Source organism: Burkholderia sp. Bp9016 (assembly GCF_003857765.1).
Classification (GTDB): Bacteria; Pseudomonadota; Gammaproteobacteria; order Burkholderiales; family Burkholderiaceae; genus Burkholderia.
The window spans coordinates 1-20,969 of sequence record NZ_QTPY01000008.1 but is presented as its reverse complement, the minus strand read 5'-3'; the positions used below and the strand labels follow the sequence as shown (position 1 = coordinate 20,969).

Annotated in this window: 20 protein-coding genes and 1 pseudogene; 9 read left to right on the top strand and 12 right to left on the bottom strand. The window is 66.6% G+C overall.

The window, feature by feature from the left end:
• Positions 1-28 precede the first annotated feature (28 nt).
• On the bottom strand, positions 29-787 hold the full coding sequence (locus tag DIE13_RS11585; RefSeq protein ID WP_124827258.1) for an SDR family oxidoreductase: 759 nt from the start codon (positions 785-787) through the stop codon (positions 29-31).
• Between the two features lie 64 nt (positions 788-851).
• Positions 852-2,291, bottom strand: coding sequence for an aldehyde dehydrogenase family protein (locus tag DIE13_RS11580; RefSeq protein ID WP_124827257.1), 1,440 nt, complete (start codon positions 2,289-2,291; stop codon positions 852-854).
• Between the two features lie 232 nt (positions 2,292-2,523).
• On the opposite strand from DIE13_RS11580, the gene ppa reads away from it, so the two are divergent.
• A complete protein-coding gene (gene ppa, locus DIE13_RS11575) occupies positions 2,524-3,051 on the top strand; it encodes an inorganic diphosphatase (protein WP_006753432.1) in 528 nt (175 codons plus the stop codon).
• Between the two features lie 57 nt (positions 3,052-3,108).
• Here ppa and DIE13_RS11570 read toward each other — a convergent pair whose 3' ends face one another.
• Both DIE13_RS11570 and DIE13_RS11565 read right to left on the bottom strand, forming a co-directional pair.
• Complete coding sequence (locus DIE13_RS11570; RefSeq protein WP_124827256.1) at positions 3,109-3,927, bottom strand: GIY-YIG nuclease family protein; 819 nt, start codon at positions 3,925-3,927, stop codon at positions 3,109-3,111.
• Between the two features lie 307 nt (positions 3,928-4,234).
• Positions 4,235-5,413 carry a GNAT family N-acetyltransferase gene (locus DIE13_RS11565; protein ID WP_124827255.1) on the bottom strand — a complete coding sequence of 393 codons (1,179 nt, stop codon included), beginning with the start codon at positions 5,411-5,413 and terminating at the stop codon, positions 4,235-4,237.
• Between the two features lie 109 nt (positions 5,414-5,522).
• Between DIE13_RS11565 and DIE13_RS11560 the strand changes: the two genes are divergently transcribed.
• Together DIE13_RS11560 and DIE13_RS11555 are read left to right on the top strand one after the other, a co-directional pair.
• Positions 5,523-7,253, top strand: coding sequence for an NAD+ synthase (locus DIE13_RS11560; protein WP_124827254.1), 1,731 nt, complete (start codon positions 5,523-5,525; stop codon positions 7,251-7,253).
• An 80-nt stretch (positions 7,254-7,333) separates the two neighbouring features.
• Positions 7,334-7,672, top strand: a complete 339-nt coding sequence (locus DIE13_RS11555; RefSeq protein ID WP_006398637.1) for a P-II family nitrogen regulator — start codon at positions 7,334-7,336, stop codon at positions 7,670-7,672.
• Between the two features lie 139 nt (positions 7,673-7,811).
• Here the strand turns inward: DIE13_RS11555 and DIE13_RS11550 are convergent, their stop codons facing one another.
• Together DIE13_RS11550 and DIE13_RS11545 are read right to left on the bottom strand one after the other, a co-directional pair.
• The gene (locus DIE13_RS11550; protein ID WP_124827253.1) at positions 7,812-8,897 is read right to left on the bottom strand and encodes a porin; all 1,086 of its coding nucleotides are present in this window, start codon (positions 8,895-8,897) and stop codon (positions 7,812-7,814) included.
• Positions 8,898-9,469: 572 nt separating this feature from the next.
• Complete coding sequence (locus tag DIE13_RS11545; RefSeq protein ID WP_233409921.1) at positions 9,470-10,441, bottom strand: LysR family transcriptional regulator; 972 nt, start codon at positions 10,439-10,441, stop codon at positions 9,470-9,472.
• 89 nt (positions 10,442-10,530) lie between these two features.
• Between DIE13_RS11545 and DIE13_RS11540 the strand changes: the two genes are divergently transcribed.
• Complete coding sequence (locus DIE13_RS11540) at positions 10,531-11,028, top strand: GNAT family N-acetyltransferase (protein ID WP_124827251.1); 498 nt, start codon at positions 10,531-10,533, stop codon at positions 11,026-11,028.
• Positions 11,029-11,080: 52 nt separating this feature from the next.
• On the opposite strand, the gene DIE13_RS11535 is transcribed toward DIE13_RS11540, so the two are convergent.
• The 4 genes from DIE13_RS11535 to DIE13_RS11520 all read right to left on the bottom strand — a co-directional run bounded on the left by DIE13_RS11535 (position 11,081) and on the right by DIE13_RS11520 (position 14,281).
• Entirely contained in the window at positions 11,081-11,860 is a 780-nt protein-coding gene (locus DIE13_RS11535) for an ABC transporter ATP-binding protein (protein WP_124827250.1), read from the bottom strand.
• Between the two features lie 18 nt (positions 11,861-11,878).
• Positions 11,879-12,592, bottom strand: coding sequence for an ABC transporter permease (locus tag DIE13_RS11530; RefSeq protein WP_096502157.1), 714 nt, complete (start codon positions 12,590-12,592; stop codon positions 11,879-11,881).
• A complete protein-coding gene (locus tag DIE13_RS11525) occupies positions 12,589-13,278 on the bottom strand; it encodes an ABC transporter permease (RefSeq protein WP_124827249.1) in 690 nt (229 codons plus the stop codon). Before DIE13_RS11525 ends, DIE13_RS11530 begins: the two co-directional genes overlap by 4 nt.
• A gap of 226 nt (positions 13,279-13,504) precedes the next feature.
• Positions 13,505-14,281: an ABC transporter substrate-binding protein gene (locus tag DIE13_RS11520; RefSeq protein ID WP_148094085.1), complete on the bottom strand. Its 777-nt coding sequence runs from the start codon at positions 14,279-14,281 to the stop codon at positions 13,505-13,507.
• A 366-nt stretch (positions 14,282-14,647) separates the two neighbouring features.
• On the opposite strand from DIE13_RS11520, the gene DIE13_RS11515 reads away from it, so the two are divergent.
• Complete coding sequence (locus DIE13_RS11515; protein ID WP_124827247.1) at positions 14,648-15,346, top strand: pirin family protein; 699 nt, start codon at positions 14,648-14,650, stop codon at positions 15,344-15,346.
• 71 nt (positions 15,347-15,417) lie between these two features.
• Here the strand turns inward: DIE13_RS11515 and DIE13_RS11510 are convergent, their stop codons facing one another.
• Positions 15,418-15,966, bottom strand: coding sequence for a periplasmic heavy metal sensor (locus DIE13_RS11510; protein ID WP_124827246.1), 549 nt, complete (start codon positions 15,964-15,966; stop codon positions 15,418-15,420).
• Positions 15,967-16,192: 226 nt separating this feature from the next.
• Between DIE13_RS11510 and DIE13_RS11505 the strand changes: the two genes are divergently transcribed.
• Both DIE13_RS11505 and DIE13_RS11500 read left to right on the top strand, forming a co-directional pair.
• Entirely contained in the window at positions 16,193-16,918 is a 726-nt protein-coding gene (locus tag DIE13_RS11505) for a response regulator (protein WP_009693256.1), read from the top strand.
• Complete coding sequence (locus DIE13_RS11500; RefSeq protein WP_124827245.1) at positions 16,902-18,218, top strand: ATP-binding protein; 1,317 nt, start codon at positions 16,902-16,904, stop codon at positions 18,216-18,218. The genes DIE13_RS11505 and DIE13_RS11500 overlap by 17 nt, the downstream gene beginning before the upstream one ends.
• 40 nt (positions 18,219-18,258) lie before the next feature.
• Here the strand turns inward: DIE13_RS11500 and DIE13_RS11495 are convergent, their stop codons facing one another.
• A complete protein-coding gene (locus tag DIE13_RS11495) occupies positions 18,259-18,525 on the bottom strand; it encodes a hypothetical protein (RefSeq protein ID WP_027786765.1) in 267 nt (88 codons plus the stop codon).
• Between the two features lie 491 nt (positions 18,526-19,016).
• Between DIE13_RS11495 and DIE13_RS11490 the strand changes: the two genes are divergently transcribed.
• Both DIE13_RS11490 and DIE13_RS11485 read left to right on the top strand, forming a co-directional pair.
• Positions 19,017-20,774, top strand: coding sequence for an ABC transporter permease (locus DIE13_RS11490; RefSeq protein ID WP_124827244.1), 1,758 nt, complete (start codon positions 19,017-19,019; stop codon positions 20,772-20,774).
• 22 nt (positions 20,775-20,796) lie between these two features.
• A pseudogene (locus DIE13_RS11485) lies at positions 20,797-20,969 on the top strand (ABC transporter ATP-binding protein); the annotation flags it as partial.

Genomic DNA, 20,969 nt, shown 5'->3' with positions numbered 1-20,969 from the left:
CCGGCGTGGCGCAATCACGGTCGTGCGGCTAGATGCAGCGCCCGCCGTCGACTTCGAGACAGACGCCGGTGATGAACTCGGCTTCGTCGGATGCGAGGTAAAGGGCCGCGTTCGCGATGTCCTGCGGCGTCGAGAAGCGGCCGAGCGGAATCGTCGCCAGGAACCGGCGGCGATTCTCGGGCGTGTCCTCGCAGCCCATGAACTCGGTCATCAGGGCCGTCTCGCCGAGCACCGGATTGATGCAGTTCACGCGGATCCGGTCGGCGCCGAGCTCGGCCGCGAGCGACTTGCTCGCGGTGATCATCGCGCCCTTCGTGCTGTTGTACCAGACGAGGCCCGGGCGCGGGCGCACGCCGGCCGTCGACGCGACGTTCACGAACACGCCGCCGCCCTGCGCGCGAAAGTACGGAACGAAGGTCTGCACGCTCCAGAACAGGCTTTTCATGTTGACGGCATACACGCGGTCGAACTCCGCTTCCGTGACGTCGAGCACCGGCTTGTTGCGGTGCGTGGTGCCGGCGTTATTCACGACGATCTGCACCGAATGGAAATCGTCGAGCGCGGCCTGCAGCAATGCGCGCCAGTCTTCGTCCCGCGACACGTCGCCCGCGACCGCGATGGCCTTGCCGCCCGCCAGCGCGATCTCGCTCGCGACGCGCTCGGCCGCCGCACCGTTCAGGTCGTTGACGACGACGTTCGCGCCTTCGCGCGCATACGTCTTCGCGATGCCTTCGCCGAAGCCCGAGCCGCCGCCCGTGACGATGGCCGTCTTGCCGCTCAACCGCATGGTGTGTCTCCTGGGTTGGATGAGTGCCTGGTGGGCCGATGCGGCCGGTCGCTGCCGGCCGTGCTCAGCCGTGCCGGATTGCGATCGTCTTCAGCGTGGTGAAGCCGTACAGCGCCTCGAAGCCTTTCTCGCGGCCGTGCCCCGAGTGGCCGACGCCGCCGAACGGCAATTCGACGCCGCCGCCTGCACCGTAGTTGTTGATGAACACCTGGCCCGCGCGCAGCCGGCGCGCGAGACGCATCTGGCGCGCACCGTCGCGCGTCCAGATGCCTGCGACGAGGCCGTACGGCGTGCCGTTCGCGAGCGCGACCGCTTCGTCTTCGTCGGCGAAGCGCATCGCGGCGAGCACCGGGCCGAACACTTCCTCCTGCGCGAGCCGGTGCGACGACGGCACGTCGCGCAACAGCGCGGGTGCCTGGTAGAAGCCGCTTTCGGGCGCGTCGGCGACGACCTGGCCGTGCGCGGCCATCGGAATGCCGTCGTGCTGCGCATCGGACAGGAAGTCCCACACGCGCTGCTGCTGCTTCGCGTTGATCAGCGGGCCGCAGTCGAGGTCCGCGCGGCTCGGGCCGACCCGCAGCCCGTTGAATGCGGTCGCGAGCCGTTCGAGGAGTGGTTCGTAGATCGCGCGCTCGATCAGCACGCGGCTGCCGGCCGAGCAGGTCTGCCCGCCGTTCTGCACGATCGCCGACACCAGCACGGGCAGCGCCGCTTCGAGATCGGCGTCGGCGAACACGATCTGCGGCGACTTGCCGCCGAGTTCGAGCGTGACGGGGACGTGGTTTTCGGCGGCCATCTGCGTGACCAGCTTGCCGGTCGCGGGCGAGCCGGTAAACGAGATGTGATCGATGCCGGGGTGGCGCGCGAGCGCGGCGCCCGCTTCATGGCCGTAGCCGGTGACGACGTTCAGCGCGCCGGCCGGCAACCCGGCTTCGGCGGCCAGCTCGGCGACGCGCAGCACCGACAGGCACGCGTCCTCGGCCGGCTTCACGACGCACGCGTTGCCAGCCGCGAGCGCCGCGCCGACGCTGCGCCCGAAGATCTGCATCGGGTAGTTCCACGGCACGATGTGACCGGTGACGCCGTGCGGCTCGCGCACGGTGAGCACCGTGTAGCCCGCATGATAGGGCAGCGTTTCGCCGTGCAGTTTGTCGGCGGCGCCCGCGTAGAACTCGAAGTAGCGCGCGAGCGCGGCCGCGTCTCCACGTGCCTGCTTCAGCGGCTTGCCGGTGTCGCGCGCCTCGATCGCGGCGAGTTCCTCGAGGTGGTCGGCGACGCGTGCGGACAGCCGCATCAGCACGCGGCCGCGTTCGGCGGCGCTTGCCGCGCCCCACGGGCCCGCGAACGCGTCGCGGGCCGCGGCGACTGCGCGCTCGATGTCGGGGGCCGTGCCGCGCGCGATCGTCGCGAACGGCTGGCCGTCGGAGGGATCGACGACGGGGATCGTTTCCAGTTGCGCGGGCAACGTCCATTCGCCCGCGATGAAGTGCTTCGCTTCTTCCATACCTGCTCCGGTCGACCCGAGTTAGCGCTTTGGCGCTGACCCGGATTCCATGCTTTGCGCTCGACGTGCAACGGGGCCAGTGGCCGGACATCGGGAACGATTATCGCGCCGATCGTCATCCGGACGCCACCGGTCGATTGGCTATAATGGCGCATTCCTTGCGGGGACGCCCGCGGCGGTGCATCGGCCGCGGCGCCCTGTCCCGAATTCCATCGACCAACAGAGAGCGCTCATGAGCTTCAACCATGTTCCGGCCGGCAAGGACCTGCCGCACGATTTCAACGTGATCATCGAGATCCCGGCGCAAAGCGACCCGGTGAAGTACGAGGCGGACAAGGAGCTGGGTCTCCTCGTCGTCGACCGCTTCATCGGTACCGGCATGCGTTACCCGGTGAACTACGGCTACATCCCGCAGACGCTGTCGGGCGACGGCGATCCGGTCGACGTGCTGGTGATCACGCCGTTCCCGCTGCTGGCCGGTTCGATCGTGCGCTCGCGCGTGCTCGGCATGCTGCAGATGACCGACGAATCGGGCGTCGACGCGAAGCTGGTCGCGGTGCCGCACGACAAGGTCTGCCCGATGACGGCCAACCTGAAGTCGATCGACGACGTGCCCGAGTACCTGAAGGACCAGATCAAGCACTTCTTCGAGCAATACAAGGCGCTCGAGAAGGGCAAGTGGGTGAAGGTCGAAGGCTGGGCCGGCATCGATGCCGCGCACAAGGAGATCACCGACGGCGCCGCCAACTACAAGAAGTAAAGCCGGCTTGCCGGCCTGACGGCCGGTTCGCCCGCCACGCAAGCCGCGCGTGCCTCCTCAGGAGGCCGCGCGGTTTTGTTTTTCGCGAGCAGAACGCTTCTTGCGCGCGGCAGCGGGTAGGGCGGCGGGAGGCGGGGCGTCCTTCGCACGTTTTGCCGGGGTTGCGCGGCGCGGCGTGGCAGCGGTGGCGGTGGCCTTCGCTGTCGGTGCACGGCTGCGCGCCGGTGCGCGAGCAGCGTCGTCGCGTCCGTTCGTGGCGGGCTTGCCGCCGGATGCTTTCTCGGCGAGCGACGATTTCGCGACCGGTTTGATCGGCTTCCCCGCTTTACCCGCTCTGGCCGGCGTGCCGCGCGTCGAGGTCTTTTTCGTTGGCGCATCGTCGCCGGTTTTCGCCCGCTTCGCGGCGGGTGCGGCCTTTGCCTTCTTCGGTGTCTTTCCTGTTTGCACGGCCTTCGCCGGTTTTTCGGCCTTCGCCGTCTTCTTCGGGACCCTCCCGGTTTCAGCCGATTCCGCCGCCTCGCCGGCGTTCTTCGCATTTACTTTCTTCCGCCCGCGCATGCTGGCCGCCACAACGGCCACATCGAAGTTCCCGTCGATCGACATCCCGGCCGGCAACACCGACTCGAGCGTCCGGATCCCTGCGGCGAGTTCGCGTTTCTGCGCGGCCGTGAGCCGTTTCACCCAGTATTCCGCGCGCGATGCGATCGACCGGTCGGGCAGCGGAAACGATGCGAGTACCGCACGCGGCTTGCGCGAGCGCGTGTAGCGTGCGCCCTTGCCGGCCGCGTGCTCGTCGAAGCGCGCGGCGACGTCGGTCGTGATGCCCGTGTAGACGCTGTCGTCGGCGCATTCGATCAGATACAGAAACCAGGACATGGAGGAGCGGCGGGATGCGAAGCCGCCAGTGTCTCAGAAAAGATCGGGCGAACCGCCGGATTTTGCGGCGGCAGCATATCGACCGGCGCGGCGGGGGCGTGTGCGGGCTCCGATCATCGGCCGGCACGACGGTACGCGCAACGACGCATGCTGCTCGTAACCTCACGCAGGCGCATGAACGGCCTCGGCCTCGGAGCGCACCCGGTTGCTGGTGCCTTTCAGCGAATCTCGCCACGAGCCGTGACGCATCGTAACGTGCGCGATGCGGCGCGAGCCGAATGGCGCATCGGTCGCCGGTGCATGGCCGCTACTCCGCGCTGCGCCGGAACGGATCGTGTTCGCGCAGCTCGTCGACGTACGCGTGAATATGTTCGGTCTCGCGTTCGAGAAAGCGCGCGACGGCGTCCGAGAATGCCGGGTGCGCGAGCCAGTGCGCGGAATGCGTGACGGTCGGCAGGAAGCCGCGTGCGAGTTTGTGTTCGCCCTGCGCGCCGCCCTCGAACGTATCGAGCCCGGCCTCGATGCAGAACTCGAGCAGTTGATAGTAGGCCGTTTCGAAGTGCAGGCAGGGCACGTGTTCGAGCGCGCCCCAGTAGCGACCGTACAGCGTGCCGCCGCCGTTCGCGCCACGCCGGTAGACGGCGAGCGAACTCGCGATCGGTTTGCCGTCGGCCTGCGCGATCACGAGCAGCAGGTTCTCGGGCATCGTCGCGCCGATCGCGCGGAAGAAGTCGAGATTCAGGTAAGGGCTCGAATAGTGTTCGCGGTAGGTCTGCCGGTAGCAACGCGAGAAGAAGCGCCAGTCGGCATCGGTGATCATGTCGCCGGTGAGCCGGCGGAACGTCACGCCCGCATCGTGCACCTTGCGGCGTTCCGCGCGGATGTTCTTGCGTTTTTTCTGCTCGAGCGTGCCGAGGAAGTCGTCGAAATCGCGGTAGCCGTCGTTGATCCAGTGAAACTGCACGCCTTCGCGCAGCATCATCCCCATCGATTCGAACAGTTGCGCTTCCTCGCCGGTCGGGAACAGCACGTGCAGCGACGACACGTCGCTCTGCTCCGCGAACGCGAGCAGTGTGGCCGCGAGCCGGCTGCGCGCATCGTCGTCGGCGGCGAGGAGGCGGGTGCCCTGGACCGGCGTGAACGGCACCGCGCACAGCAGCTTCGGGTAGTAGGACAGCCCGTTGCGCTGGTACGCGTCGGCCCATGCCCAGTCGAACACGTATTCGCCATACGAATGCTGCTTCGCATAGACGGGCGCGGCGGCCGCGAGCCGCCCCGTGTGCGCGTCGGTCAGCGTGACGAAATGCGGCGACCAGCCGGTGTCGTCGACTGCACAGCGCGCGACGTGCAGCGCGTCGAGGAATTCGTGGCGCAGGAACGGTGTCGGCTGCGCGTCGCGCTCGAGCAGCGCGTTCCATTCTTCGGCCGAGACCTCCGAGGGGGACGACAGGATGCCCGTGCGATAATCGATGCGTTCGTGTTTCAAGCGTAAATCCGTACTGTTGGATGCCGCCGGATGCGTGCCGCCGTGGCCTGCGTCCGGGACGATTTCGTCAGCCATTCAGGGCGCGCCGCCGGGCTGCGCCGATCCTGTCATGAAGACCCGACTCGCTCTCGCCCAGATCAACGTCACCGTCGGCGACTTCGCCGGCAACGTCGCGCGGATCGTCGCGGCCGCGCGCGCCGCGCACAACGATGGTGCGCAGCTGATGATCGCACCCGAACTCGCGTTGTCCGGCTATCCGCCGGAGGACTTGCTGCTGCGGCCGGCGTTCTACGCGGCGGCGGCTGCCGCGCTCGATACGCTCGCCGATGCACTGCGCGCGTTCGACGGGCTCGCGGTGCTGGTCGGCCATCCGTTGCGCGGGCCGGGCAGGGGTGCGGGCAGCAGCACCGGCGACGATGCGCGCACGCCAGCCGTCGATGGTAATGCAAACCGTCCAATCGAGCGCGGCGTGCCGCCGACCGACACCTACAACGCGGTGTCGCTGATCGTCGGCGGCGAGATCGTCGGCACCTATCGCAAGCAGGATCTGCCGAACGCCGACGTGTTCGACGAAAAACGCTATTTCGCGACGGACACCGAGCCGTTCGTGTTCGAGCTGAACGGCGTCAGATACGGCGTCATCATCTGCGAGGACGCGTGGCATGCATCGGCCGCGCAGATCGCGAAGGCGGCCGGCGCGCAGGTGCTGCTGATCCCGAACGGTTCGCCGTATCACATGGACAAGGAAGCGCTGCGCATCGACATCCTGCGCGCGCGGATTCGCGAGACCGGGTTGCCGATGGTGTACGTAAACCTCGTCGGCGGCCAGGACGAACTCGTGTTCGACGGCGGCTCGTTCGTGCTCGACGCACAGGGCGCGCTCGTCGCGAAGATGCCGCAGTTCGACGAAGGACATGCGATCGTCGAATTCGACGGCACGCGGCCGCTGCCTGGCGCGATCGCGCCCGATCTGCCGGTCGATGCGCAGGTCTATCGCGCGCTCGTGACCGGCGTGCGCGACTACATCGGCAAGAACGGTTTTCCCGGCGCGCTGATCGGGCTGTCGGGCGGTGTCGATTCGGCACTCGTGCTCGCCATCGCATGCGACGCGCTCGGGCCCGAGCGCGTGCGCGCGGTGATGATGCCGTCACGCTATACGGCCGACATCTCGACGACCGACGCGGCCGAGATGGCGCGGCGCGTCGGCGTGCGCTATGACGAGATCGCGATCGCACCGATGTTCGACGCGTTCCGCGCGGCGCTCGCGAACGAATTCGCGGGCCGGGCGGAAGATGCGACGGAAGAGAACATCCAGGCGCGTATCCGCGGCACGCTGCTGATGGCGCTGTCGAACAAGTTCGGCTCGATCGTGCTGACGACCGGCAACAAGAGCGAGATGGCGGTCGGCTACTGCACGCTGTACGGCGACATGGCCGGCGGTTTCGCGGTGATCAAGGACATCGCGAAAACGCTGGTTTACCGGCTCTGCCGCTATCGCAACGCGAGCGCCGACTTCGGGCCGCGCGACGTGATTCCCGAGCGGATCCTGACGCGCGCGCCGTCGGCCGAGCTGCGCGAGAACCAGACGGACCAGGACAGCCTGCCGCCGTACGACGTGCTCGACGCGATCATGCGGATGTACATGGAAGAGGACCGGCCGCTCTCGGAGATCGTCGCGGCCGGCTATGCGGAGGCCGACGTCGCGCGCGTGACGCGGCTCATCAAGGTCAACGAATACAAGCGCCGTCAGGCGCCGATCGGAATTCGCGTCACGCATCGCGCCTTCGGGCGAGACTGGCGCTATCCGGTCACGTCACGCTTTACCGAACGTCTCGACTGAGCCGCACGCCGCTGGCCGGCTTACGGCTTACAATCGGGATCGCGATTTTTCATCCAAACGAGCATCGAGGGACAACCATCATGAAACGCATCACCGCCATCATCAAGCCGTTCAAGCTGGACGAAGTCCGCGAAGCGCTCGCCGAAGTCGGCCTCACCGGCCTGACCGTGACGGAAGTGAAGGGCTTCGGCCGCCAGAAAGGGCACACCGAGCTGTATCGCGGCGCCGAGTACGTCGTCGACTTCCTGCCCAAGATGAAGATCGAGGTGGTCGTCGCGGAAGCGCAGGTCGACCAGGTGATCGATGCGGTGATCGGCGCGGCGCGCACGGGCAAGATCGGCGACGGCAAGATCTTCGTGTCGGACGTCGAGCGCGTGATCCGCATCCGCACCGGCGAAGAGAACGAAGCGGCGGTCTGAGCGCCGCATCCGGCAAGGGCTGCGCAAAACCGGCCCGCCAATAAAAAACGGTGCGATACCCGGTTGGGTACCGCACCGATACGCGCCTCTCGCAGCAGCGTGGAAAGTGTTGTCGAATCGCTCCTTGAACGGCGCCCGATCAGAACAGGTGCTGGATGCCGGCGTAGACGCCGGTCTGGCTGCCGCCCGGGTTCGGGTTGCCGGTCGACACGGCCGTGCCCGCGCCGTTCGCGTTCAGGCCGAAGTTGGCCGTCGAGCTGTTGCGTACGGTTGCGACCTGCAGGTCGAACAGTGTGCGCTTCGAGATGTTGTACGAACCGCCGACCGTATAGATGTTCGCGTTGCCGCCGCCGTGGTTCGCGTTCACGTGATACACGGCCGCGATCAGCGCTGCCGCCGGCGTTGCCTGCCACGTCACGCCGCCCCACACCTGCTGGGTGCCCGTCACGCCGGCGTTCACTGCCGGGCCGCCGCTGCCGTCCGCGCGCGATGCCTGGTAAGCCGCCTGCAGCTTGAACTGGCCGAGGAACACGTTCACGCCCGCGAAGTATTCACGCGAGTAGTTGAACACGTCCGAGAAGCGGCCGTTGCTGTCGCGCGTTTCGTCGTAGATGCCGCGCAACTGGAACAGCGAGTTCGTGTACGTGACCTGCGCGCCGGCTGCACGACCCGGCTGGCCGGCCGTCGTGTTGCCGTTGAAGCTCGTCGAGTTCGAGAACGAGAACTGGCCGTAGAAGTCGAGGCCGTAGAGCGACGGCGACTGGTACGACACGTTGTTGCTGGTCTTGTTCCAGTTGCGGCCGCGCACCAGCGAGGCCGTCGACCAGGCCGACTGGCCGAACGGGTCGAAGTCCCACACGCCGTTGGCGATCGCGAGTTCGCGACCCAGCAGCAGCGTACCGTAGTGGTCGTTGGAGATGCCGACGGTCGCGAAACGATCCCAGATCGAGCCGCTCGTGCCGAGGCCGCCGTTCATCGTGTTGAATGCGCCTTCGAGGTGGAACAGGACCTTGTTGCCGCCACCGATGTCTTCGCTACCCTTCAAGCCCCACAGGCTCGTGCCCCAGTCGCCGCTTTCCGCGCGCACTTGGTGGCCGTTTTGCAGGCCGTTCATGTACTCGATGCCTGCATCCAGGCGGCCGTACAGCGTGACGCTGCTCTGCGCGTGCGCCGTAACCACCCCAGCAGCCATCAGCGCGGCCGCGACCAAAGCTTTCTTCATCATCTCCTCCATACCCTGTCAAAAAGTCAACCCAGACTGCACGAGATGCCCGGCGCAACGAACGCCGGGCAAAAGCGAAAAGCGGGATAACCAGGGAGACCTCGTGCAGGGCCGGTAAGCGCGGCACGCGGGCAAGCGGACGGAAAACCGTTGAATGGTCCCGCGCAGCCGGGTCGGCTTGCGGGGTCTCCTTGTTGTGTCGTGAAGCTAAACTACATTTCACGAACTTCGTTTTGCTACTTTGGTTACTAATTTAGCAAAAATACAATTTTGTGGCGATGGAAATCGTTGTTTGACTAACACCTGTCGCCAAATTGCCATGCAACAGAGGGGGCGGAGGGGCGCGGCGAGCCCGCAGATGGCCGGAAAACCCTTGTCGGACAAGGGAGACACGGATTCCGCGGCCATGGGTCAAGGATTGCCACTATTGACGTCACCGGGGCACCGGCGTAAGCGCCGGAGAGATGAAATTAGTAAGTATTTCGTAATAAGTTGACGGCGGGCTGGCGGCGTTGCGTCGTGCCTGAAACGCCCGGGTGGCCGTGGCACGTCGCCTGCCGGAAGGCGCGTCCGGATTAACCGGGTGTCGGCCGGGCGTCGAGCAACTGCGCGCGAATCCACCGGTGCGCATCGGTGCGCGCGTGCTTCGCGTGCGAATAGACCTTCACCGTGTAGCGCGGGATCTCGAACGGCGCGGGGAAGATGCGGATCGGCGCCGCACGGCGCAGCGCCTGCGCGGCGCGGTTCGGTATGGTCATCAGCAGCGACGATTCCGCGATCACGAACGGGGCGGCCAGCACGCTCGGCAACTGCACGGCCACCTGCCGCTCGACGCCGAGCCGGTCGAGCACGTAGTCGACGACGCCGCGCGACTCGTTCCACGGCGTGACGACCAGGTGGCGCGCCGCGAGGTACTGGTCGAGCGTCAGCCGCCGGTGAAGGTCCGGATGCCGCGCGCTTGCGATGACCACGTAGTCGTCCGAGAACCAGTCGAAATCCTCGATGCCGGGCGCGTCGGCCGTCGATTCCTCGTGATAGCCGAGCGCGAAATCGATGCGTCCGGCGGCGAGTTCGTCGACGGATATCTTGCGCTCGGAATGGACGACCCGGATGCGCAGGCGCGGCGCGATGCGTTCGATACGCGTGAGGAACGCCGGCAGCACCGCGAATGCCGTGTAGTCGCTCGCGGCGAACACGAACGTGCGGTCGCTTTGCGCGGGATCGAAACGGCGTGCGCGGGCGAGCCCTTTCGACATCGTGTCGAGCGCGTCGCCGGCCCATGTAGCGATGTCGTCCGCGCGCACGGTCGGCTGCATTTCGTTGCCGAGCCGCACGAACAGCGCATCGCCGATCGCGTCGCGCAGCCGCGCGAGCGCATGGCTCAGCGCGGACGGACTCATCGCCAATTCGTGCGCGGCAGCGGTGACCGACCGGTGTCGGTACAACGCGTCGAACGCGAGCAGCAGGTTCAGGTCGAGGCGGCGCAAATCGGGATGCATGGCTTTCATGTTTTGATGAAGAAACTGCACTTCCTGCAGTGGAGCCATGAACGTAGCATGTCGATCTGACCTGCGCCAGCGCGATTGCGCGGGCGTTGCATCCCGTTTCCGGCCAGAGCCGAAGGAGGGCTCACACCGTGCAAATCGATATCCGTCCCGCCACCGTCGCCGACGTGCCGCAAATCCTGCGTTTCATCACCGAGCTGGCCATCTACGAGAAGGCCGAGCATGAAGTGATCGCGACGCCCGCGTCGCTCGAGCGCAGCCTGTTCGGCGAAGGCTCGCCGGCGCGCGCGCTGATCTGCGAGGTCGGCGGCGAGCCGGCCGGCTTCGCCGTGTATTTCTTCTCGTACTCGACGTGGCTCGCCCGCCAGGGGCTGTATCTCGAGGATCTGTACGTGTCGCCGCGCTTTCGCGGCGCGGGCGCGGGGCTGCGGCTGCTGAAGGCGCTTGCGCGGATCGCGGTGGATTCGGGCTGCGGGCGTTTCGAATGGAGCGTGCTCGACTGGAACGAGCCGGCGATCCGCTTCTACGAAAGCGTCGGCGCGGCGCCGCAGAACGAATGGGTGCGTTACCGGCTCGCGGGCGATGCGCTGCGCGCGTTCGCCGATGGCACATCGTTCGACGCCGCGTAAACGCAAAACGGGCGCCGGACGGCGCCCGTTTTGCGTATCGCGATGCGTGCGTTTACTTGAGGCTGCCCGACAGGAACCCGCGCAGGCGCTCGCTCTTCGGGTTGGCGAACACTTCCGACGGCACGCCTTCTTCTTCGACGCGCCCCTGGTGCAGGAACATCACGTGATTCGACACGTTGCGCGCGAAGCCCATCTCGTGCGTGACGACGATCATCGTGCGGCCTTCCTCGGCGAGCTTCTGCATCACCTTCAGCACTTCGCCGACCAGTTCCGGATCGAGCGCCGACGTCGGCTCGTCGAACAGCATCACGTCCGGATGCATCGCCAGCGCGCGCGCGATCGCCACACGCTGCTGCTGGCCGCCCGAGAGGTGCGACGGATACTGCTTCTCGACGCGCGGCGCGAGGCCGACCTTCTCGAGATATTGGCGCGCGCGATCCTCGGCTTCCTTCTTCGGGATGCCGAGCACGTTCACCGGCGCTTCCATCACGTTCTCGATCACGTTCATGTGCGACCAGAGATTGAAGTGCTGGAACACCATCGACAGCTTGGTGCGCACGCGCTGCAACTGCTTCGGGTCGGCGGCGCGCAGTGCGCCCGTCTTGTCCTTCGTGGTACGCACTTCCTCGCCGTCGACGACGATGCGGCCCGCGTTCGGCTGCTCGAGGAAGTTGATACAGCGCAGCATCGTGCTCTTGCCGGAACCGGACGAGCCGATCACGCTGATCACGTCGCCCGAGTTCGCCTTCAGCGACACGCCTTTGAGTACCTCGTTGTCGCCGTACCGCTTGTGCAGATCGTCGACGAAAAGCTTCTGGGTCTGGGGATTCATCAATAGTCCTGCGAAAACTTACTTGCCTTGCGGGCGCAGATACGCGAGCCAGCGACGCTCGGCCTGGCGGAACAGCCACACGAGCGTGAACGAGATCACGAGATAGAGCAGGGCGGCGATGCCGAATGCGTGGAACGACATGTAGGTCGCCGAGTTCACGTCGCGGGCGATCTTCAGGATGTCCGGCACGGTCGCGGTGAAGGCCACCGTGGTTGCGTGCAGCATCAGGATCACTTCATTGCTGTAGAGCGGCAGCGAGCGGCGCAGCGCGGACGGCAGGATCACGCGGCGATACATCGTGAACGTGGACATTCCGTACGCGCGCGCGGCCTCGATTTCGCCGTACGACGTCGACTTGATCGCGCCGGCGAAGATCTCGGTGGTGTACGCGCAGGTGTTCAGCGTGAACGCGAGCAGCGTGCAGTGCATCCCGTCACGGAAGAACGAGTCGAGCAGCGGCGTGCCGCGCACGAACTGCAGGCTGTAGAGGCCCGTGTAGCAGAGCAGCAGCTGCACGTAGAGCGGCGTGCCGCGGAACACGTACGTGTAGAGCCACACCGCGCCCGACAGCCACTTCTTCTTCGACACGCGGGCTACCGCGAGCGGCACCGACAGGCAGAAGCCGAGGCCGATCGACACGACCAGCAGCCACAGCGTGATCGCGACACCGGTGATCCGGAAACCGTCGGTGTACAGATAGTTGCGCCAGTATTCTTGGATGAGTTCGATCATAGGTCAGCCTTGCGGACACCGGTCGAGTAGCGCTTTTCGAGCCACATCAGCACGAAGTTCGAGATCGTGGTGATGGCGAGATAGACCGCACCGGCGATCAGCGTGAAGAAGAAGAACCGCAGCGTGCCCTTGCCGGCGTCCTGCGACGCCTTCACGACGTCTGCGAGGCCGATGATCGACACGAGCGCGGTCGACTTCACGAGCACCTGCCAGTTGTTGCCGATACCCGGCAGCGCGAAGCGCATCATCTGCGGAAACATGATCCGCGTGAACACCTGCCAGTTGGTCATCCCGTATGCGCTGCCGGCCTCGAGCTGGCCGCGCGGCACCGACAGGAAGGCGCCGCGGAACGTCTCGGTGAAGTACGCGCCGTAGATGAAGCCGAGCACGAGCACGCCGGCGAGGAACGGGTCGATGTCGATCTGATCCCAGCCGAGCGCATCGGTCGCCATGTTCAGCCAGATCTGCAGGCTGTAGAACAGCAGCAGCATCAGCACGAGGTCGGGCACGCCGCGGATCAGCGTCGTGTAGACGGTTCCGGCGCCGTTCGTGAAGCGGTTGCGCGACAGTTTCGCGCCCGCGCCGAGCAGGCCCAGCAGGAACGAAAGCGCGAGCGAAAGCACCGCCAGTTTGACGGTTTGCCAGGTGCCCGCGAGGATCAGCGGGCCGTAACCTTCTAGAAACATGTGTGGTCCCTGGTGTGGTCCCTGAGGGCGCACGCGGTGCGCCGCGAAATACGCGTCCGCCAAGTTGCGCGGAACGCCCCGTGCGTATCATGCCGTCCGCCCCGGCAACGGTGCCGGGCAGGCCCGTCGCGCGAGCGCGGGCGAGGGGGCGGGCGGCGCGTGGTTGACTGCCTGTACTGCCCGGACGCGGGGCCGCCCCCGCATCCGTTCCCGTCATTGTCGGCGCTCAGCGGGCCGAGTAGACGCTGAATGCGAAATACTTGTGCGACAGCCGGTCGTAAGTGCCATCCTTGTGCATGTCGGCCAGCGCCCTGTTGATCTTGAGCTTCAGGTCCGTATCGTCCTTGCGCAGGCCGATCGCGGTGCCGTCGCCGATCGTTTTCGGATCCTTCACTTCCGGCCCGGCGAACGCGAAGCCCTTGCCGCGCGGCGTGCGCAGGAAGCCGTAGTCGGCCTGCAGTTCGTCCTGCAGCGTCGCGTCGAGGCGGCCCGAGCCGAGATCAGCGTAGACCTGATCCTGGTTCTGGTAAGGAATGATCGTCACGCCCTGCGGTTCCCAGTACGCCTTCGCGTACGATTCCTGCGTGGAGCCCTGCTCGACACCGACACGCTTGCCCTTGAGCGACGCGACCGTCGGCAGCAGCGGCGAGCCGGTCTTCGCGATCATCCGTGCCGGTGCGTCATACACCTTGTCGGAGAAGTCGATCTGTTCGCGACGCTTGTCCGTGACGGTCAACGACGACACGATGATGTCGTACTTCTTCGCCTTCAGCGCGGGGATGATCCCGTCGAGATCCTGCGAGACCCACACGCACTTCACGTTGATCCGCTTGCAGATTTCCTTGGTGAGATCGACGTCGAAACCGACGATCTCGCCGCTCGGCGCGGTCGACTCGAACGGCGGGTAGCTGGCATCGACGCCGATCCGCACGGTCTTCCACTCCTTCGCGAAGGCGCTGCCCGCCACGAGGGCGAGGGCGGCGCACAGGGCGGCCTTCTTCATTTCCATCCTTTTGTCGCTCACTTCCGGGAGGGCGCTCGCGGCCGGTCGGGCCGGGCGCCGCGGCGTATTCTAGACGGCCAAAATTCGTGTTTCGGCGCGCTGGCAACGGCGCCCGCCGGACGGGCGAACGCCAAAAGGGCGGTATTTTACCCGAACGCGATACCCGGAAAACGGCAATCCGGTCGACCGGTCGATTCTTCGATTCGGCCGTTGCGGCAATCGTGGTATTCGCAACGAGTATCGCGCCGATTGAGCTCGTGAGTGCAACGATGCAGTGCGCGGAAAGCGGATTGTGGCGTGGCCGCGCCGCCCCTACAGTGCAGGTAAACCCGACAAAGAACATCTGCCTGCCGGAGTGCCCGCCCCATGTTTCAGATTCGCCGCGCCGCCGACCGTTGCCACACGCGCCAGGGCTGGCTCGAATCGAGCCACAGCTTCCCGCTAGCCGGCCATGCCGGGGCCACGCATCCGCCGTTCGGGGCGCTGCGCGTGCTGAGCGAGGACCGGATCGCGCCGACTCGTGGCTTCGGCATGCAGCCGCGCCGCGACCTCGAAATCGTCACCTATGTGCTGGACGGCGCGCTTGCGCATCGCGACAGCCTGGGCAACGGCGCGATCGTGCGGGCTGGCGGGATTCAGCGGATGAGCGCGGGCACGGGACTCGTGCACAGCGAGACCAACGCGTCGTGCCACCGCGCGCTGCATCTGCTGCAGATCTGGCTGCAGCCGGCCGAGCGGGGCGGGCGGCCGGGCTACGCGGAACGGCGTTTCGCCGACGACGAGAAGCGCGGCCGGCTGCGGCTGGTGGCGTCGCCGGATGGCGACGACGGCGCGTTGTCGATGCGCGCCGACGCGCGGATCTTCGCGGGGCTGATCGACGGGGACGAGGAGACGGCGTTCGACGTGCGGGCCGGGCGCAGTACCTATGTGCACGTGGCGCGCGGCGACGTGGAAGTCAACGGTCATGCGCTGGGCACGGGCGACGGCGTGCGGATCGCCGGGGTGGACGCGGTCGCGTTCGCGCGCGGCCGGGCGGCCGAGGTGCTGCTGTTCGACGTTGCCTGAAATGAAATCGGGGACGCGGGCCGGATGCCCGAGTCCCCGTCGGTGCCACCCCGGGAGGGCGGCCTGCCGGCTTACTGCGCCGGCGCCGATGCGGCCTTGGCCGCGCGATGCTGCTGCCAGTGCTCCTTCATTTTCTCGTGGCGCTGCTCCATCCGTGCGAACTGCTGCTTCAGCGCGGTGCTGACGGTGGTCTTCTGCTGGTCGTTCAGCCCGTTGTAGAACGCGAGCCAGGCGGCCGAGCTCTGTTCGCGCAGCTGTGCATTCTGCTGTTCGGCCTGCTGGCGGGCCGCGTTCATCGCGCTCAGGTCGAGGATCGGCTGGTTCTGCTGAGCCTTGAACTGCTCGCGCATCTGCTCGTGGCTCTTGCGCATCGCCTCGTGGTTCTGCTTCATCGTGTTGACGGCCGTCTGCCATTGCTGTTCCTGCGACGCGTTCAGCTTCAACTGATCGTGCAGCTTCATGATCACGCCGAACGGGCCGCCGTCGTGGCCGTGCATGTGATGCATGCCGGGGCCGCCTTGCGGGGGCATGTTGTTGGGCTGCGCGGCTTGCGCGGTGCCGAATGCGAGAGCGAGCACGGTAGCGGCCGCGATGGCCACGCGGGAAGTCTTCTTATACATTTCAGAAACTCCTTGTATCCAAAGGGTCCGGCGATGCGGTGCGCGGGGTGGCCCGTGTGCCGCATCCGGTAAGAGGCAGGTTAGCGGCGCAAACCTCGGCCGGTGTTACGCGGGAAGCCTGCCGGGTTACGGCGCATTACAGTTGCCTTGCGCGGTAACCCGCAGTAACCCTTTCGTCCCTTTGTTTCGTTCTTTGACTCCGCGCTCGCGCGGTAAACTTCAAGCCATGACTACCCAGATCCTCATCGTCGACGACGACCAAGAACTCCGAGACCTGCTGCGCGACTATCTCGTGCGCCAGGGGATGGAAGTGTCCGTGCTGCACGACGCGGCGACGCTCGAGAAGCGCCTCGAGCGCGAGCGGCCCGACCTGATCGTGCTGGACCTGATGATGCCGGGCGTCGACGGCCTGACCGCGCTGCGCCAGTTGCGCGCGGCCGGCGACGACATCCCCGTGATCATGCTGACCGCCCGTGCGGACGACGTCGACCGCATCGTCGGGCTGGAGCTCGGCGCCGACGACTATCTCGGCAAGCCGTTCAACCCGCGCGAGCTGCTGGCGCGCGTGCAGGCCGTGCTGCGCCGCCGCCGCGCGACGCCGTCGGCCGCCGCGCCCGAGCAGCGCGAGCCGTTCGCATTCGGCCGTTTCGTGCTCGACTTCCAGGCGCGCACGCTGTCGGTCGACGGCAAGCCCGCAACCCTGTCGAGCAGCGAATTCGCGCTGCTGAAGATCTTCGTGAACCACGCGCTGCGCACGCTCACGCGCGAGCGGCTGCTCGAGCTGCTGCACGGGCCGGAGTACGACGGCACCGACCGCGGCATCGACGTCCAGGTGTGGCGTCTGCGCCGTATCCTGGAAACGGATCCGTCGACGCCGCGTTTCATCCAGACGGTCCGCGGGCGCGGCTACGTGTTCGTGCCCGACGGCGAGGCCCATGCGCAAACCCATTGATTCACTGTTCGGGCGACTGGCGTTGCTGGTCGTCGGCGTTCTGCTCCTGTCGCATTTCGCGTGGTTTTTCGCGATGCGGCTCGAGCGCAGCCAGATGCAGACGCGCTATGCGGTCGAAGAGGCCGCATTCCTCGTCGACGCGGTACGCCAGCACGTCGAGCGCACGCCCGATCAGCCGCTGCCGTCGCGCGTGCGGCTCGTATCGCCGGACAGCCCCGATGTGCCGAAGAGCGGCGACTCGAACATGCCGGCGCCGCTCAAGCGTTTCCGTGACGACGTCAGCGAGCGAATGCCCGCGGGCACCCGGGTCGAGATTGGCCAGCCGGGCCATCCGCCGGTGCTGTGGGTCAAGGAGCCGACCGACCGCAACTGGATCGTGGTGCCGGTGCAGCCGTTGCGCCCACCGCGCTCGCTCGACGGGATGCTGTTGTGGCTCGGCACGATTTTCTCGGCCGGCGTGATCGCAGCGCTGTTCGCGGCGTGGCAGCTTCAGCAACCGTTGCGCTCGCTCGCGCGCGCCGTCGCGCGCTTCGGCCGTGGCCAGCCGGTGCCGCCGCTGCGCGAGCGCGGCCCGCGCGAGCTGCGCCAGCTCACGCACGGCTTCAACCAGATGGTGGAGCAGGTGTCACAGGCCGAGAGCGACCGCGCGGTCATGCTCGCGGGCGTCGCGCACGACCTGCGCACGCCGCTCGCGCGGATGCGCCTGCGGGCGGAAATGATGGATGACGCGCGTTTGCGCGACGGCGTCGTGCGCGATGTCGACTCGATGTCGCACATCGTCGACCAGTTCCTCGTGTTCGCGCACGGTGGGGCGGACCGCAGCGAGCCCGTGCCGGTCGACCAGACCTGCGAGCGGATCGCGCGCACCTATCGGGCGGTCGCGCCGAACGCGCCGACGGTCCAGACGCGTCTCGCGGCCGATCCGGGCTTCCGTCTGCCGACCGCGACGCTCGACCGGATCCTGTCGAATCTGCTCGACAACGCGCATGCATATGGCGCGCCGCCCGTGCTCGTCGAGACGGTGCGCACGTCGGCCGGCTATGTCCTGTCGGTCAGCGACAGCGGTGGCGGGATCGCGCCGCGCGACCTCGCGGCCGCGACGCGGCCGTTCGTGCGTCTCGACCCCGCGCGCGGCGGGAACGGCCACAGCGGACTCGGGCTCGCGATCGTCGAGCGGCTGGTCGTCAGGCTGGGCGGGGCGTGCGAGATCGGCAACCGTCCCGAGGGCGGCCTGCGCGTGGCGATGACGTTCCCGTTCGACGTGGTGCCGAAGGACGAACTTCACGCACAGGCGGCGTAAGCGGCGTAAGCGGCGCCTGCCGGGCAGGCGCCGCGCGGCATCATTCGCCGAACAGCGTGCCGAGCGTCTCGGCGGCATTGCTGTCGATGGTGTTGTAGGTCACGCTCGTGGCCTCGAAGATATAGACGGTCGTGTAGCGGCCGAGGCGCTCCAGGATTTCCTCCTGCAGCGATTCCGGCACGACGTTCATGTTCAGGTACCACGCCGTCGACGACAACCGCGTCTGGAACGACCCGTATTCCTGCATCAGCTCGTAGAACGCGTCGGCATCCTGATCGCGGCAGACGATCACCAAATTTCCTGCCATTCCCTTCCTCCCGCTGGTCGAACGATCCCTAGGGGCTGTCTGTCGGCAGACTCTAAGGGCTAGCCCCGATCATACCTGCTTCACCGCATTCGTCCGCTGACGTGCGGCATGGTTTGCGTTCACGTGCGCCGGGCGGGTTCACGGCCGGCCCGGATCACGGCATAATTCGGGGCCTGCATGCCGGCCGACCGACTGCGGCCGGGTTGCTCCGCACCGCGCGCCACCGTCCGCCCGCGCGCCGGGCACGAACCGTGCGGCGGCCGCGCGTCGCCCCGTCCCCGGACGGTTGTACCTGAAATACAGGTTGGTGTAGTGTCGTGCCGTCGCGGCCTGACTCGGCCGCCGGGGCGCAGCTTGCACGCACGGCGCGTCGCGCCGGCGTGAAATCGTGAATCCATCGAATTACCGCGTCGAATTACCGCGCCCGAGCGCTTTGCCATGAATCAACATCGTTTGCCTGCTTCGTTCGGCCTTACCGGGGAGGGCGCCTGATGGACGTCGGATTCTTCAATCCGAACCGGACCGCCAACGCGTCTGCTTGGCGCGTCCTGCCGAACCGGTGGGATTTCATCGCGTTTCCGCTGATCATCTGCCTGATCGCGATGGCGGTCGTCGGTTTCCATGAAACGATGGCGCCGATCGGTGTACTGCAGACGCAGAAGATCTCGCTCGATCCGTCGAACCTGCCCGAATACGCGTTGCGCACCACGCTGCGGATGCTCGCCGCGATGATCGCGTCGCTCGTGTTTACGCTGGTCTACGGCACGCTCGCCGCGAAAAGCCGGCGAGCGGGCATGGTGCTGATCCCGATCCTCGACATCCTGCAGTCGGTGCCGGTGCTCGGCTTCATCTCGTTTACGGTCACGTTCTTCCTCGCGCTGTTCCCGAGCCGGGTGCTCGGCGCCGAGCTCGCGGCGATCTTCGCGATCTTCACGAGCCAGGCGTGGAACATGACGTTCAGCTTCTACCAGTCGCTGCGCACCGTGCCGCGCGACCTGGACGAAGTGTCGCGCGGCTTCCACCTGACGTCGTGGCAGCGCTTCTGGAAGCTCGAGGTGCCGTTCTCGATGCCGGGCCTGATCTGGAACATGATGATGTCGATGTCGGGCGGTTGGTTCTTCGTCGTCGCATCGGAAGCGATCACCGTCGGCAACCAGACGATCACGCTGCCGGGCATTGGCGCATATCTCGCGCAGGCCATCTCGGACAAGAACCTCGGCGCGATCGGCTGGGTGATTCTCACGATGACCGTCGTGATCCTCGCTTACGACCAGTTCCTGTTCCGCCCGCTGATCGCGTGGGCAGACAAGTTCCGGATGGAGAACACCGCGTCGGGCGATGCGCCGCAATCCTGGCTGCTCGACCTCGTGCGTCGCACGCGCCTGATCCATCAGCTGCTCGTGCCGGCCGGCTGGTTCTTCGCGAAAGCCGCGCGGATCCCGCTGCGCCTGCCGCTGTCGGGTGCGATGCGCTTCTCGCTGCCGAAAGTCGAGAAGAAGGCATCGCGCACGGTCGACATCGCGTGGGCGATCCTCATGTTGATCGGCACCGCCTATATTGTGTGGCGCGTCATCAGCTTCGTATCGACCGGCGTGACGATGGCCGAAGTCGGCCACGTGCTCGTGCTCGGGCTCATCACGCTGCTGCGCGTGGTCGTGCTGATCGCGATCGCTTCCGTGATCTGGGTGCCGATCGGTGTATGGGTCGGGCTGCGTCCGAAGCTGGCCGAAAAGCTGCAGCCGCTCGCGCAGTTCCTCGCCGCGTTCCCGGCCAACCTGCTGTTCCCGGTGTTCGTGATCGTGATCGCGCGCTTCCATCTGAACCCGGACATCTGGCTGTCGCCGCTGATCGTGCTCGGCACGCAGTGGTATATCCTGTTCAACGTGATCGCTGGCGCGACGTCCTATCCGAACGACTATCGCGAGGCCGCGACGAATTTCCGCATCCGCGGCTGGCAATGGTGGCGGCAAGCGATCCTGCCGGGCATCTTCCCGTACTACGTGACGGGCGCGATTACCGCATCGGGCGGCGCGTGGAACGCGAGCATCGTGTCGGAAGCCGTACAGTGGGGCAACACCAGGATCGAGGCGCATGGCCTCGGCGCGTACATCGCGCAGACCACCGCCGCCGGCGACTTCCCGAAGATCATCCTGGGCATCGCCGTGATGTCCCTGTTCGTCACCCTGTTCAACCGCCTGCTGTGGCGCCCGCTGTATGCCTTCGCCGAAGCGAAGCTGCGGCTCGACTGAGACCGATTGAGAGCGAAACGCGATGCACAATCCGAATGCTGTAAACGCCCCCGTCCAGACGTCCCAGCCGCCGCGCCTCGGCGAGGAAATCCTGCGCGTCGACCACGTGAACCGCGGTTTCAACAAGACGCAGGGCGAACTGCTCGTGCTCGACGACGCGAACCTGTCGCTGCGCGAAGGCGAGATCGTCGGGCT

Coding starts and splice junctions, on each gene's coding strand:
- DIE13_RS11585 (WP_124827258.1), bottom strand. CDS start 787: ATGCGGTTGAGCGGCAAGACGGCCATCGTCACGGGCGGCGGCTCGGGC.
- DIE13_RS11580 (WP_124827257.1), bottom strand. CDS start 2,291: ATGGAAGAAGCGAAGCACTTCATCGCGGGCGAATGGACGTTGCCCGCG.
- ppa (WP_006753432.1), top strand. CDS start 2,524: ATGAGCTTCAACCATGTTCCGGCCGGCAAGGACCTGCCGCACGATTTC.
- DIE13_RS11570 (WP_124827256.1), bottom strand. CDS start 3,927: ATGTCCTGGTTTCTGTATCTGATCGAATGCGCCGACGACAGCGTCTAC.
- DIE13_RS11560 (WP_124827254.1), top strand. CDS start 5,523: ATGAAGACCCGACTCGCTCTCGCCCAGATCAACGTCACCGTCGGCGAC.
- DIE13_RS11555 (WP_006398637.1), top strand. CDS start 7,334: ATGAAACGCATCACCGCCATCATCAAGCCGTTCAAGCTGGACGAAGTC.
- DIE13_RS11550 (WP_124827253.1), bottom strand. CDS start 8,897: ATGATGAAGAAAGCTTTGGTCGCGGCCGCGCTGATGGCTGCTGGGGTG.
- DIE13_RS11545 (WP_233409921.1), bottom strand. CDS start 10,441: ATGGCTCCACTGCAGGAAGTGCAGTTTCTTCATCAAAACATGAAAGCC.
- DIE13_RS11535 (WP_124827250.1), bottom strand. CDS start 11,860: ATGAATCCCCAGACCCAGAAGCTTTTCGTCGACGATCTGCACAAGCGG.
- DIE13_RS11530 (WP_096502157.1), bottom strand. CDS start 12,592: ATGATCGAACTCATCCAAGAATACTGGCGCAACTATCTGTACACCGAC.
- DIE13_RS11525 (WP_124827249.1), bottom strand. CDS start 13,278: ATGTTTCTAGAAGGTTACGGCCCGCTGATCCTCGCGGGCACCTGGCAA.
- DIE13_RS11520 (WP_148094085.1), bottom strand. CDS start 14,281: ATGAAGAAGGCCGCCCTGTGCGCCGCCCTCGCCCTCGTGGCGGGCAGC.
- DIE13_RS11515 (WP_124827247.1), top strand. CDS start 14,648: ATGTTTCAGATTCGCCGCGCCGCCGACCGTTGCCACACGCGCCAGGGC.
- DIE13_RS11510 (WP_124827246.1), bottom strand. CDS start 15,966: ATGTATAAGAAGACTTCCCGCGTGGCCATCGCGGCCGCTACCGTGCTC.
- DIE13_RS11505 (WP_009693256.1), top strand. CDS start 16,193: ATGACTACCCAGATCCTCATCGTCGACGACGACCAAGAACTCCGAGAC.
- DIE13_RS11500 (WP_124827245.1), top strand. CDS start 16,902: ATGCGCAAACCCATTGATTCACTGTTCGGGCGACTGGCGTTGCTGGTC.
- DIE13_RS11495 (WP_027786765.1), bottom strand. CDS start 18,525: ATGGCAGGAAATTTGGTGATCGTCTGCCGCGATCAGGATGCCGACGCG.
- DIE13_RS11490 (WP_124827244.1), top strand. CDS start 19,017: ATGGACGTCGGATTCTTCAATCCGAACCGGACCGCCAACGCGTCTGCT.